We start from the raw sequence: 12,479 nt of genomic DNA, 5'->3' as shown, positions 1-12,479 counted from the left end.
CATCGGCGTGGAGTCTCGTCCGTACCGTCGTGGCGGTTGCACCGTCCGGGTGCTGCGCCGGCTTCCGCGTTTCGACCCTCGTATCCAGTGCAACACGGTCCGTGTACCCAGGCCGTGTGCCGTTGACGCCGCGGTGCGAAGGGACCTACTTGGGAGGAACGATGGATCATTCACGGGTGCCGGTACTGGAGGCGTTGCAGGAGTTCCGGCGCCGTGGGGACGTGGCCTTCGGGCCGCCCGGACACAAGCAGGGACGTGGCGTGGATCCGCGGGTGGCGGAGGTCGTCGGGCTCGACGTGTTCCGCTCGGACGTCCTGTCCCTCAACGGGCTGGACGACCGGCGCCAGTCCCAGGGCGTGCTCAGCCTGGCTCAGGAGTTGATGGCCGACGCGGTCGGTGCCGAGCAGGCGTTCTTCTCCACGTGCGGAAGCTCCCTGTCGGTGAAGACCGCCATGCTGGCCGTGGCCGGTCCCGGCGAGAAACTGCTGCTGTCGCGCAACGCGCACAAGTCCGTGATCGCCGCCGTCGTCGTCAACGGGGTCGAGCCGATCTGGGTCCACCCGAAGTTCGACCGGGAGCGGCACCTCGCCCACCCGCCGGAGCCCGACGACGTACGCCGCCGCCTCCAGGAGCACCCGGACGCCAAGGGCATGCTGCTGATCACGCCCACCGACTGGGGAACCTGCGCCGACATCCAGGGCGTGGCCCGGGTGTGCCACGAGTTCGACGTCCCTCTCATCGTCGACGAGGCATGGGGCGCCCACCTGCCGTTCCACCCCGACCTGCCCGCCTGGGGCATGGACGCCGAGGCCGACCTCGTGGTCACCAGCGTCCACAAGATGGGCGGCGCCATCGAGCAGAGCTCCGTCTTCCACCTCCAGTACGACCGGGTGTCGCCCGAGGCACTCAAGCAGCGGGAGGATCTGCTGGGCACGACCAGCGCCTCGTCCCTGGTCTACGCGACCCTCGACGGCTGGCGCCGCCAGATGGTCGAGCACGGGCGAGAACTCCTGGACGCCGCGCTGCAGCGCGCGGAACGGATCCGGGTCGCGGCCGGTGACCTGCCGGGCCTGCGGCCCATGGGAAAGGAGGTCGTCGAGGAGGGGCTCGCCGCCTCCTTCGACCCCCTGAAGATCGTGATCGACGTACGGGAACTCGGCATCAGCGGCATGCAGGCGGCCGAATGGCTGCGCCCCCACCGGCACGTGGACGTCGGCGGCTCCGACACCTGCCGCATCAGCGCCTCGATCACATACGCCGACGACGACGAGACCGAGAAGATGCTCCTGGACGCCCTGCGCGCCCTCGTCGACGGCGCCGACTCCATCGAACGCCGACCACCGGTCCGTCTGCCGGAGCCCTCCGTTCTGGAACTGGAGCAGGCCATGCTGCCGCGCGAGGCGTTCTTCGCCGAGGTCGACCACGTGCCCGCGGAGCGCGCCGCGGGACGGATCGCCGCGGAGATGATCAGCCCGTACCCTCCGGGCGTGCCCGTGATCGCGCCCGGCGAGGTGATCACCGACGAGGTCCTCGACTACCTGCGCAGCGGTGTCGAACACGGCGTCCTGATCCCGGACGCGGCCGACCCTTCGGTCAAGACACTGCGGGTCGTCGCGCGGCACTGAGGACGGGACCCTGGATGGCCACCCCGGCTGAGCCGGGCGACGCCGCCAACTCCCGTGGTCCAGCCATCCCTTGGCCCCAGCGCAACAACCGCATCCAGGCACTCGCTCCGCACACCAGAAGGTGACGGACGGCGTTGCTTCCTGGTGAGCCCCGCCCACCCCGATTCCTCGGCGCTCTCCACGGAAGGACGCCGTGGCCCTTCCGGGCGGGCGCGCCTCATCGGCGCTCACGGCCGGGCGCTGTGTTGTACGCCAGGCGGAGCGGACGATCCGAGGGCTGAGCGCGCGCGATTGCCTGCCACGGGCAATGGCGCGTCGGGCGGCATCTGCCGGTCTCTCGGCTTCCGGTTCATCGCCGAATGCGACGTGACGTTCGCGGACCGGGTTCTGCGGAGCAACCGCTGGGCGATCGACCGTTCCTAAAGGCTGAGCGGGAGTGAGTGCTGCCGGTAACGGGCGCTGTGGCCGGTGGCGTGACCAGGCTTGGTCAGGTCAGGTCAGGTCAGGTCAGGTCAGGTCAGGTCACGTCAGGGTCAGGGTCAGCTCAGGGCGGGGTTGCCGCAGCACTTCTTGTACTTGCGTGAGGAGCCGCACCAACAGGGGCTGTTGCGGGGCGGGGGCCATGCCTTGGCCTTGCCGCGTGCGGCGAGGTCGGCGGCGTATCGGGCCCGCGTGTCCCCGTCCTGCGGGGAGAGGCCCTCGGCACGGGTGAATTCCTCGAAGTCGCTCACGCTGCCCTGGGCGATGCCCAGATGCGGTTCGCCTTCTTCGGACAGGCCGCGCAAGATTCCCTCGACGCGGCTGATGTGATCCTTGTGGTCACCAGCGTATGCCTCTCCCAGGACGGGCCACCGGGTCGGAAGCCGGGTGAACTCGGACTCGGGCCAAAACAGTGCGCAGGTCATGCGGGGCTCGGAGAGTGCGGCGCGGCGTGCGGCGGCCTCGGTGGTGAGTTTCTCGAACTCGGCTTGCAGGACGTCCGGGTCACCGTCCTCCGCGGCCGCGAGGCGGTCCGGATCGTGCAGGTCGTCCAGGGTGGCGGGACCGCGGAGCAGGGTCGGGCGGTGCTCGTGCAGTTCGTCGGCGAGGTTGTCGAGGTCGTCGTGGGTCTGGGCGAGGCGGCGCCGGACCCGGTGGCGTCCGACGGCGAGCAGCTCGATCCCACTGGGATCGGGGGTGTCCTCGACGGCGGTGCGGGTCAGGGGAGCGGCAGGGCCGAGGAGATGGGTGATGCCCGCGGTGAACCAGTCGGCGGCGTCGTGGAGTTCACCAGCCGTCTCGAACATCTCGGCGACGAAGTTCCAGGCCCCGGCGTCGGTGGGATGCCGGCGTCGCAACTGTATGGCCGCGTCCCGGGCCTCGTCGGTCCGCCCGGCGTCCCACAGGGTGTTGATCCGGTACGCCTCGATCAGGTGGGCATCCTCGCATCCGGCGTCCAGCAGCTGCTGGTGGAGGGCGAGGGCCCGGTCGTACTGGCCGGCCTCGCTCCAGTGGCCCGCGGCCTCGACGAGGATTTCTTCCCGGTCCTCGGGATACTCCCGCGCCAGGGCCTCAAGTTCCTCGGCCTCCATGACGGGAGTCCGCTGGGCGGGGACGTGTCGTGGCGTTGCGGGGCGGCGCTTGCGGGACATGCGACCACATTACCGGCGGGACGGCGACAGATGGGCTGGTTCCGTTCTCGCCGACCTGGCGATGGACGAGCCGTCGCCAGGTGCCTGGTCAACCCAACACGACCCGGCCGTGTGGCAGTTGTGCCCTGGATCGCCGGGGGGCGAGGAGCGGCTCACGGGGCGGACGGTTCCCCTGGAGCGCCTTGCGGGGTGGGGGCGGTGAGTCATGCGATCCGGACGTCTTCGGTCGATGCGGCCGGCGCAGTGGCGGACAGATGTATCCGCTTGGGCAGCAAGAGCGGGGTTGCGAGGAGGAGAACGCCGGACATGGTGATTGCGGCGAGCGGGCTGGTGAGTGTGGCGAGAATGCCCCAGATCACCATCAGGGCAGCTTGTAGGAGTTTGCTGATGGCACCCCATGTACTGATGACTTGGGCGGTGTGATCCGCGTGAGTCCGTTGCAGGCGTTCTGTTGTGCAGATCGGGTTGAAGACGCCCATGCAGGTGATCAGCAGGCCCTCGACGATGATCACGGTGAGGAGTCCGGGGATGCCGGGACGGACGAACGCGAGACCGAGTGGGAAGAGCGATCGCAGCCGGCCGGAGACGATCATGACCCGGTGTCGGCCGTAGCGGGTCGCGAGGCGCGCGGAGAGGCGGGCGCCCACGAAGCCGCCGAGTGCCGGGATGCCAAAGGCAAGACCGTATTGCCAGGCCGAAAAGTGGTATTGGCCCAGCAGGAGGACGGACAGGAGCGGGACGGTGGCCATGATCAGGCCACTGACCAGGATCGAGTTGAGGAACAGGCGCCTGAGTGCGCGGTCGCGGAGGATGAACCGCCAGCCGCCGAGAAGGTCGGCTCCGCGCAGCCTGGTGGCCCGGTCGCGGGGTGCCGCGACGTCGCCTCCGCGGATGCGGAGGACCCCGAGCGCGGACAGCAGGTAGCTGAGGGCGTCGGCCATGACAGTGATGACCGGGCCGAGCAACCCGATGAGGGCACCGCCGAGGGGCGGGCCCGCCGCGGTCGCCACCCAGCTCGTGCCCTCGAATCTCCCGTTCGCCACAAGGAGGTGGTCGCTGGGGACCAGATATTTCAGGTGCGCGCCGGATGCCGCGGTGAAGGCGATGCTCGCGGTCCCGGAGATGACCGAGACAACCAGCAGTTGGCCGTACGAGAGCAAGCCGAGGATGTACGCGATCGGGACACTTGCCATCGCGACGAACCGGATCAGGTCCATCGCGATCATCACCGGACGCTTGGCCCGGTGCTCAACCCACGGTCCGAGCGGGAGCGCGACAAGCGCCGCGACGGCAAGCCCGGCCGCCTCCAGGAGCGACACGGCGAATGCCGGCGAGTGCAGCACTCGAACCGCGATCAGCGGGAACGCGCCGAAGGCAATCCACGTACCGTATGTACTGACGGCGTAGGCCGACCACAGCCAACCGAAACCGGGCCCCAACTGCACGCGCATGCGACTCCCTCGCGACAACCCATGTTTCGGGTCTCTGCATCACACCGGCCGCACCGTCGTGGGATCAAACAACCGACTCCCGGGCGAGCCACAACCATCAGTTGGGCACGTCTACGCTGGATCAATGGATACCGAGGCAGTGCGATCGTTCGTCCGCTCGGCCGAGCTCGGACAACTGCAACAAGCGGCCGACGAACTCGGCGTCACGCAGCAGGCCGTGTCGAAGCGGATCGCAACCCTTGAGCGCGAACTCGACGTCCGGTTGTTCACCCGCACCGCCCGAGGGGTCGAGCTGACACTCGACGGCCAGGCTTTCCTCCCGCACGCCCGGAGCATCATCACGGGTGTTGATCGCGCCGTCACCGCGATCAGACCGGGCTCGCGTGCCCTTCGGATCGACGTTCTCGGCCTGCGATCCGCGCAGGCCGTCGTCCTGCACGACTATTGGCGGTCGCATCCCGAAACCGACCTCGACGTGGTGACCCTCAGGGTCAATGACCCGCGCGTGGCGGTCACCGCCGTCCGAGCAGGCGATATCGACGCCTCGTTCCGCTCGGTCACCGACCCGGCCGCACTGCCGCGCGACGTGCAAATGATCCACGCGTTCGACTCTCCGCTGGAACTCCTCGTCGGCCCGAGACACCCGCTCGCCTCCGCACGAACACTGACACCGTCCGAGCTGCGCCGGCACCGGATCTGGGTGCCGGGTATCGCGCCGCGAAGCGAATGGGCAGAGTTCTACGACCAGCTCGCCACCGACTTCGACCTCCGCATCGACGCCGCGGGCCCGAACTTCGGCGACGAGGTACTCCTCGACATCCTCGCGGACTCCGCAGACGTGGCAACCCTCGTAGGCTCGCGCGACCGGTACATCTGGCCGACGAATCACGACCTACGCCGCATCCCGATTGTGAATCCGACGCTCGCATACCCGCTGTCGCTCATCTTCCCCCGAGCGAATCCACACCCAGCACTCCGGGCCATCATCAACCACCTCGGAAGCCTGGCACCCCTTCCCGAGACAGCCTGGCTGCCATCCTGGGCAATGACACCACGCGGTAGCGGCGGGAACATCGAACACACTCGACGCTGACGGTCGCCTCCAAAGCACACACGGGTCGTGTGCGGGGAAACCGTACGCACGGATCGAAAGGGGACGGAGGCTACGGGCCCCATGAGGGCACCGCGCCTCCAACTACCAATGGACTGGCATGTGTGGCATGGCGATTACGATCTCCCGGACTCCTTCCTTGGGCGGCGGCTTCATGTTGTCCGGGAACGGATCGGACTGGCCCTGGAGGCGAGTTCTCCCGGTCCTCTCCGGGCGGTGAGCATCTGTGCCGGAGAAGGGCGGGACCTGCAGGGTGATTTAGCTCGATCGTGTGATGGTCGGCTTTCGGGCTTGCGAGGGGTGGTGCGGGCCCGGGCAGCGCGATCTGGGACGCCGGGTGCGGTGCCGGCGTGCGGGGCCCCTGCTCCACCAGCGTGATGGTTCAGGGCCTCCCCGTCGCCTCTGGCTGCATCCACATGGCCAGGTCGTAAGGGACTCCGCCCTTCCGGGATCGGACCACGGACAGGATCCGTGTCGCCACCCGGTTGCGAAAGCGGACGACCTGGGGGTGCCCGTTGGCCAGGCCCTTGGAGGGCGGTCATGGTGGGTGTCCGGCCGGCCGGTGGTGGGTTCGTCGATTCCGTCGGCCGCGAACCCGATCACGGTGGCGGAGTGCCTTTCCGCCGGAACGGATCCTCAGCCCTTGACGGCGGAGCTGGCGACGCCTTGGACGAACCAGCGTTGGAAGAAGGCGAAGACGACCAGGACGGGCAGGACCAAGAGGACGCCGAAGGCGAGGATCTGGCCCCAGTCCGGGGGCTGTTGGCCCTGGAAGACGCTCATCTCCAGCGGCAGTGGGCGGACCGACGGGTCCGAGACCATCAGCACCGGCCACAGGAACGAGCCCCACTGGATGAGAAAGGTCAGGATCGCCACGGAGGCGAAGGCAGGCTTCGACATGGGGACGATGATCGCGAAGAAGGTGCGCCAGGGACCTGCGCCGTCGATCCGTGCTGCTTCCTCGATGCTCGGTGGGATCGAGCGGAAGAACGTGTGGAACTGGTAGACCGAGAAGGCGTTGGCGATGAACGGGAGCGCCAGGATCAAGAGGGTGTTGCGCTGGTCGTTGAACATGTAGAAGAGCGGCACGGCCACCGACTCGAACGGGACCAGCATCAGCAGCAGGATGAGTGTGAAGACGGCTTCCCGACCGCGCCACTTCAGCCGGGACAGCCCGTAGGCGGCCATCGAGTTGACGAACAGACCCCCCGTCACCACGACGAATGCCAGCAGCAGCGAAATGCCCATGAAGCGCCAGAAGTAGCCGGTGCTGTCGGAGTTGAGGCTGTCGAGGACCGCGGAGTAGTTGTCGAAGGACAGGTGGGTCGGGAGGAACCCGGACAGGCCGTTCAGGACCTCGTCGGACGGCTTGAGGCTGCCCAGGAACAGGTAGATCACGGGCAGCACGAAGATGAAGGCCAGCACGCTCAGTACGGCGTAGTCCATGAAGCGGCGCAGGGGCGTAGGGGTCGTGCCCATGGGTCAGTCCTCGTTTCCGGGCCGGACGACGCGGCGCTGGATGAGCGTCAGGACGACGACGATCACGAAGAAGACGACGGTGATCGCGGACGCCTGGCCGATGTTGTTCTGGTCGAAGGCGGTGGTGACGGCCTGGTACATCACGGTGCGGGTGGCGTCCTCGTCCAGGCCGCCGCCGCGGACGAGAACGTAGACCTGGTCGAAGACCCGGAAGGACAGCACCGAGGTGAGCATCGCGACGAAGACGAGGGTGCCACGGATGCCGGGCAGGGTGACGTGGCGGAACTGCTGCCAGCGGGAGGCACGGTCGAGTTCGGCGGCCTCGTAGAGCTCACCCGGGATCTGCTGGAGTCCCGCCAGCAGGATGACCATCTGGAAGCCGACGCCCTGCCAGACGGACAGCACGATGATCGAGGCCATGGCGGTGGCGGAGTCGCCGAGCCAGTCGAAGGCGCCCCAGTTGCCGAAACTCACCGCGTGCAGCGCGGAGTTGAGCATGCCCTGGTCACTGCGGGCGAGGATGAGGCGCCAGATCACGGCGACCAGCGCCATGGGGAAGACGACCGGCATGAAGAAGAGGGACCGGAACAATCCGATGGCCTTGAGCTTGCGATTGAGCAGGATCGCCAGCCCGAGCGCCAGGGCCGTCTGTACCGGTACGACGACCACGGCGAAGGTCAGGTTGTTCAGCAGGGCCCGCAGGAACGGGCCGGACAGGTCCGGATCGGTGAACAGCCTTCGGTACTGCTCAAGGCCGAAGAAGGACGGTGCCAGCGGGGAGCCGAGGCGGACGTTGTAGAAGGAGAGGACGACGGCGTAGCCGAACGGCACTCCGACGAAGGCGATGAGTCCGACGACGGCCGGGGCGGACATGAGCAGTCCGTGCAGCCAGTCGCGGTTCTTGCGGCCCGGCCGTGCCGATCGCGTCGACGGCGCGGGCTTTACGGATGTCACGGAGGGGGCCTGCTCCGGGCCGGGCGGCGCGGCGTGCGCGGGTTCCACGGATGTCACGGGAGGGTCCTGTTCCCGGCGGGGGGGGGGGGGGGGGCCGGGCCGCCCCCCGCGCGGGGGGGGAGGGCGGGGGGGGGGGCCGCCGGCGGGGGGGGGGGGTGGGGGGGGGGCCGCCCCCCCCGGGGCGGGGGGGGGGGGGGGGGGGCCGGCGGGGGGGGGGGGGGGGCGGGCGGGGGGGGGGGGGGGGGGGGGGCGCGCCCCCCCCCCCCCCCCCCCCCCCCCCCCCCCCCCCCCCCCCCCCCCGCCGTGGTCACAGCCGGTGTCGCGGCGCGGGTCTGCTCAGCGATCCGCGTCCAGCCGCTCCAGATCCTCGTCCTCGGCGTCGTCGATCTCTTCCGCTTCCTCGACGTCCTCGTCATCCTCGTCGTCGATGTCGTCCACGTCGTCGTCGAAGACCGCGCTGACGTCGAAGCGGCACACCACCCGTTGCGGATCGATCTGCTCGAACGGTGCCTCGAGCCACTCCCCCGGCTCGGCCGTCTCGTCGGCCGCCGTCACCCAGAGCGTGGAGTCGCCCTCCTCCAGCCCGAACTCCTTGTGCCGGGAAGCGATCTCGTCCGCCTCGAACTCGCCGAACAGGATGCCGAGCGCCCCGTGCACCGTGCTGGAGGCTTGCCCGCTCTCGTCGTAGTCCGCCGCCTCGACCCGCTGGGCCTGGGCCAGCAGCCGCTGGGGCTCCACCACGGCGTAGTCGCGGCGGATCAGCACGCTGAGGGCGTTCGGCTCCTCGGGGCCGATGTACGGCGGAAGCGAGTCCTCCGCGCCGGGGATCTCGAAGGGCGTGACCTCGTCGTAGCGGTCGTAGAGCAGTTCGTCGTACGCCTCCGCGGCCGCGGCCAGCTGGTTGAACGCCTCGTATACAGCCGGGTCGTCCTCCCCCGACCGGCGTTCGACCGCGGCCAGGTGGCGGTCGAGCGCGGTCTTGACCGCCTCGGCGGCGGCGCGTACCTCGGCAGCGGTGGGCTGCGCAGCATCAGACATAGTGCAGACGCTATCCGTACCGAGCCCCAGACCGCACAATAGATGCGATGCCGGAATACGAATTTGTCGACGTGTATGTACCGCGCGGGGTCTCCCGCAAGGACGCCACACGCCTGCTGACAGACCATGCCGAGTACGGACACTGGGAGTTGGACCGTCTGAGCCTGCTGCGCGACGGCAGCCGCAGGGTGCGGCTGCGCCGGCGGATCATCCGCCAGGTTCGCGCCACGTGGTGAGCTGAGGCGACAGAAACGGAACGGGCCCCACCGAGGCAGGGCCCGCTCCGTTGTGCGCATCACCGGGGAAGTTCGCGGGGCTTTGATCCCCCTAGCCCGGTTTATGCCGAAGCGCGCGCCTTGCGGTAGAGCGTCGCGCCCGCCAGCAGCGCCCCCGCGCCCACGGGGAGCGCGAGACCCATCGGCAGGTCACTGCCGGTGTGCGCGAGCTGTGCGGTGGCTCCCGACTGGGTGACGGACTGGGCACCCGGCTGGTTGGGGTGCGAATCGCCCGGTGTCTCGTCGCCCGAGCTGGGCGGCGTGTTCGGGGCGCCCGGCCGACCGGGCTCCACCGGGTTGCCCGGCTGCCCGGGATCGCCGGGCGGCGTCTCCTGACCGGCCCCCGGGGTCTCCGTCTCGCCGTAACCACCGTCGCTCGCACAGCCGTTGGCCGTGGCGGCGTTGCCGAGACCGATGATGTCGACGCTGTTGCCGCAGACGTTCACCGGTGCGTCGATCGGCGCCTCGACGTGGTTGCCCGAGCCGACGCCCGGCGAACCGCCGGTGTGCCCGCCCGCGTCCGAGCCGCCGTGGTCGCCGTGCCCACCGGAGTCGCCGTGCCCACCGGACGAGCCGCTGCCGCCGCCGTTCTCGACGCCGGTGTTGACGCACTGGTTGCCCATCACCGGGTTGAGCAGCCCGACGACGTTGACCGTGTTGCCGCACACGTTCACCGGTGCGTGCACCGGCGCCTGCACCGAATTGCCCGACAGCACGCCGGGTGAGTTCGTGCTCGATCCGCTCGCGCCGGAGTCGGCGTGCGCCGCACCGCCGGTGGCGGCGATCACGCCGGTGGCGGCGGCCATGGTCATCAGGCCTTTGCGGGTGACCTGTCGCATTACTGAATCCCTGCCTTCGACCTTGTCCCGAATTCCCGAAGTTCGTATTCTCGACGGCCGAGTTCCCGATGATCAAGTTCTCGAAGTCCGGGTTCCGGCATTCGAGTTCCGACGTTCAAGTTCTCGCTGTTCGAAAAGAACCGTTCCGAATAGGCCGGTCGGCCCCGGAGCGCATGGCGCGCGCTCCGGGGCCGACGGGCTCAACGCCTCACGGGGCGAGGCGCAACGTCACTGGTTGATGCAGGTGTTGCCGAAGGCGGGGTTCAGCAGCCCGATCACGGAGACCGTGTTGCCGCAGACGTTCACGGGGACGTGTACGGGAACCTGGACCACATTGCCGGACAGGACGCCCGGGGAGTGCGTCGCGGCACCCTGGGCACCCGAGTCGGCAACGGCCATGCCCGCACCCGCGAGAACCAGGCCACCAGTGGCGGCGGCAGCGGCGACGATCTTCTTGATCATTATTTTCTCCTCGTTGGCAATGCGATCCCAATTAGCGGATCACATCACCAGTAACGAGGAGGGAGTAATCGAGCTACGAGCTTATCGTCGCATTCACTCTTCCCAGTAGGTTCCGTACGTGCGATCGATTACTGAAGTTTCGTTTCAGTGAGGCAATTCAGGACGCTTCGATGAACCGGTCGAGCACCCGCACGCCGAACTGCAGCCCGTCCACCGGCACCCGCTCGTCGACACCGTGGAACATTCCGGCGAAGTCCAGCTCCGGCGGCAGCTTGAGCGGGGCGAAGCCGAATCCCCGGATGCCCAGGTCGTCGAAGGACTTGGCGTCGGTCCCGCCGGAGAGCATGTAGGGGATCGCCTTGGCGGCCGGGTCCTCGGCGACCAGCGCGGACTGCATCGCCGCCACCAGCGCCCCGTCGAAGGTGGTCTCGACGGCCTTGTCGGCGTGCACGTCCTCGCGCCGCACCTTCGGTCCGAGGATCCGGTCCAGGTCGGCGAGGAACTCCTCCTCGTGCCCCGGCAGGAACCGCCCGTCGACGTGCGCGGTGGCCTCCCCCGGAATGACGTTGACCTTGTAGCCGGCGCCCAGCTGCGTCGGGTTGGCCGTGTTGCGCAGGGTGGCGCCGATGAGCTTGGCGATGCCGCCGAGCCTGACGAGGGTCGACTCCATGTCCTCCGGGTCCAGCTCGGTGCCGAGCGCGTCGCCGAGTTCGTCGAGGAAGGCCCGGGTGGTCTTGGTGACCCGCACCGGGAACGTGTGCCGCCCGAGCCGCGCGACGGCCTCCGACAGCTCGGTGATGGCGTTGTCCCGGTGGATCATCGACCCGTGGCCCGCCGTGCCGGCCACGGTCAGCTTCATCCAGTGCATGCCCTTCTCGGCCGTCTGGATCAGATAGAGCCGCCGCTCCTCGCTCACCGTGAACGAGAACCCGCCCACCTCGCTGATCGCCTCGGTGACGCCCTCGAAGAGATCGGGATGGTTCTTGACGAGGTGCTTGGCGCCGTACGTGCCGCCCGCCTCCTCGTCCGCCAGGAAGGCGAGGACGATGTCCCGGGGCGGCTTGCGCCCGCTGCGCAGCCGGTCCCGTACGACCGCGAGGGTCATCGCGTCCATGTCCTTCATGTCGACGGCGCCACGGCCCCACACGCACCCGTCCGCGACCTCGCCGGAGAAGGGGTGGTGGGTCCAGTCGGTCGCGTTGGCCGGTACGACGTCCGTGTGGCCGTGGATGAGCAGCGCGGGGCGGGACGGGTCCGCTCCCTCGATGCGGGCGACGGTGGACGCCCGGCCCGGGTGCGACTCGAAGATCCGTGGTTCGAGCCCCACCTCGGCGAGCTTCTCGGCCACGTACTCGGCCGCCTTGCGCTCACCCGGGCCCGAGTGGTCGCCGTAGTTGCTGGTGTCGATCTGGATCAGCTCGCGGCAGAGGTCCACGACCTCGTCCTCGCCGGTGACGCTCCTGGCCGTGTCCGACTCGCTCACGCTCTTCCTCCCGCGCCGTCGCTGCTGGTGGTCCCCCTCATCCTCCCCCTCCCGCCGCTCACCCCCAAGGCCGGTCCCGGCCCGTCACACGTCGTTCACGCCCGGCCGGTACGCACCCGGGGGGGTGACCA

General features: G+C 69.1%; 11 protein-coding genes. 3 read left to right on the top strand and 8 right to left on the bottom strand.

From position 1 onward, the window contains the following. Positions 1-161 precede the first annotated feature (161 nt). A complete protein-coding gene (locus tag ACFYO2_RS32025) occupies positions 162-1,625 on the top strand; it encodes an aminotransferase class I/II-fold pyridoxal phosphate-dependent enzyme (protein ID WP_388355939.1) in 1,464 nt (487 codons plus the stop codon). A 539-nt stretch (positions 1,626-2,164) separates the two neighbouring features. On the opposite strand, the gene ACFYO2_RS32020 is transcribed toward ACFYO2_RS32025, so the two are convergent. Both ACFYO2_RS32020 and ACFYO2_RS32015 read right to left on the bottom strand, forming a co-directional pair. Next, entirely contained in the window at positions 2,165-3,256 is a 1,092-nt protein-coding gene (locus tag ACFYO2_RS32020) for a tetratricopeptide repeat protein (RefSeq protein WP_388355937.1), read from the bottom strand. A 203-nt stretch (positions 3,257-3,459) separates the two neighbouring features. Next, complete coding sequence (locus tag ACFYO2_RS32015) at positions 3,460-4,707, bottom strand: MFS transporter (protein WP_388355935.1); 1,248 nt, start codon at positions 4,705-4,707, stop codon at positions 3,460-3,462. 124 nt (positions 4,708-4,831) lie between these two features. Here ACFYO2_RS32015 and ACFYO2_RS32010 point away from each other — a divergent pair, with 124 nt between their 5' ends. Then, on the top strand, positions 4,832-5,800 hold the full coding sequence (locus ACFYO2_RS32010) for a LysR family transcriptional regulator (RefSeq protein WP_388355934.1): 969 nt from the start codon (positions 4,832-4,834) through the stop codon (positions 5,798-5,800). A 654-nt stretch (positions 5,801-6,454) separates the two neighbouring features. Here ACFYO2_RS32010 and ACFYO2_RS32005 read toward each other — a convergent pair. The 3 genes from ACFYO2_RS32005 to ACFYO2_RS31995 all read right to left on the bottom strand — a co-directional run bounded on the left by ACFYO2_RS32005 (position 6,455) and on the right by ACFYO2_RS31995 (position 9,289). After that, positions 6,455-7,297, bottom strand: a complete 843-nt coding sequence (locus ACFYO2_RS32005; protein ID WP_388355933.1) for a carbohydrate ABC transporter permease — start codon at positions 7,295-7,297, stop codon at positions 6,455-6,457. 3 nt (positions 7,298-7,300) lie between these two features. Beyond that, a complete protein-coding gene (locus ACFYO2_RS32000) occupies positions 7,301-8,308 on the bottom strand; it encodes a carbohydrate ABC transporter permease (protein ID WP_388355931.1) in 1,008 nt (335 codons plus the stop codon). A 279-nt stretch (positions 8,309-8,587) separates the two neighbouring features. Further along, the gene (locus ACFYO2_RS31995) at positions 8,588-9,289 is read right to left on the bottom strand and encodes a hypothetical protein (protein ID WP_388355929.1); all 702 of its coding nucleotides are present in this window, start codon (positions 9,287-9,289) and stop codon (positions 8,588-8,590) included. A 47-nt stretch (positions 9,290-9,336) separates the two neighbouring features. Between ACFYO2_RS31995 and ACFYO2_RS31990 the strand changes: the two genes are divergently transcribed. Further along, positions 9,337-9,525, top strand: a complete 189-nt coding sequence (locus ACFYO2_RS31990) for a DUF5703 family protein (protein WP_005485166.1) — start codon at positions 9,337-9,339, stop codon at positions 9,523-9,525. Positions 9,526-9,626: 101 nt separating this feature from the next. On the opposite strand, the gene ACFYO2_RS31985 is transcribed toward ACFYO2_RS31990, so the two are convergent. The 3 genes from ACFYO2_RS31985 to ACFYO2_RS31975 all read right to left on the bottom strand — a co-directional run bounded on the left by ACFYO2_RS31985 (position 9,627) and on the right by ACFYO2_RS31975 (position 12,348). After that, complete coding sequence (locus ACFYO2_RS31985; RefSeq protein WP_388355927.1) at positions 9,627-10,403, bottom strand: chaplin family protein; 777 nt, start codon at positions 10,401-10,403, stop codon at positions 9,627-9,629. A gap of 228 nt (positions 10,404-10,631) precedes the next feature. Then, the gene (gene chpH / locus ACFYO2_RS31980) at positions 10,632-10,865 is read right to left on the bottom strand and encodes a chaplin ChpH (RefSeq protein ID WP_388355925.1); all 234 of its coding nucleotides are present in this window, start codon (positions 10,863-10,865) and stop codon (positions 10,632-10,634) included. Positions 10,866-11,022: 157 nt separating this feature from the next. Beyond that, on the bottom strand, positions 11,023-12,348 hold the full coding sequence (locus tag ACFYO2_RS31975; RefSeq protein WP_388355923.1) for a M20/M25/M40 family metallo-hydrolase: 1,326 nt from the start codon (positions 12,346-12,348) through the stop codon (positions 11,023-11,025). Positions 12,349-12,479 lie beyond the last annotated feature (131 nt).

The sequence above is a fragment of the Streptomyces sp. NPDC006602 genome, from assembly GCF_042870385.1.
Lineage (GTDB): Bacteria > Actinomycetota > Actinomycetes > Streptomycetales > Streptomycetaceae > Streptomyces.
The sequence above is the reverse complement of the archived record's forward strand: the minus strand, read 5'-3'. Positions and strand labels throughout refer to the sequence as shown.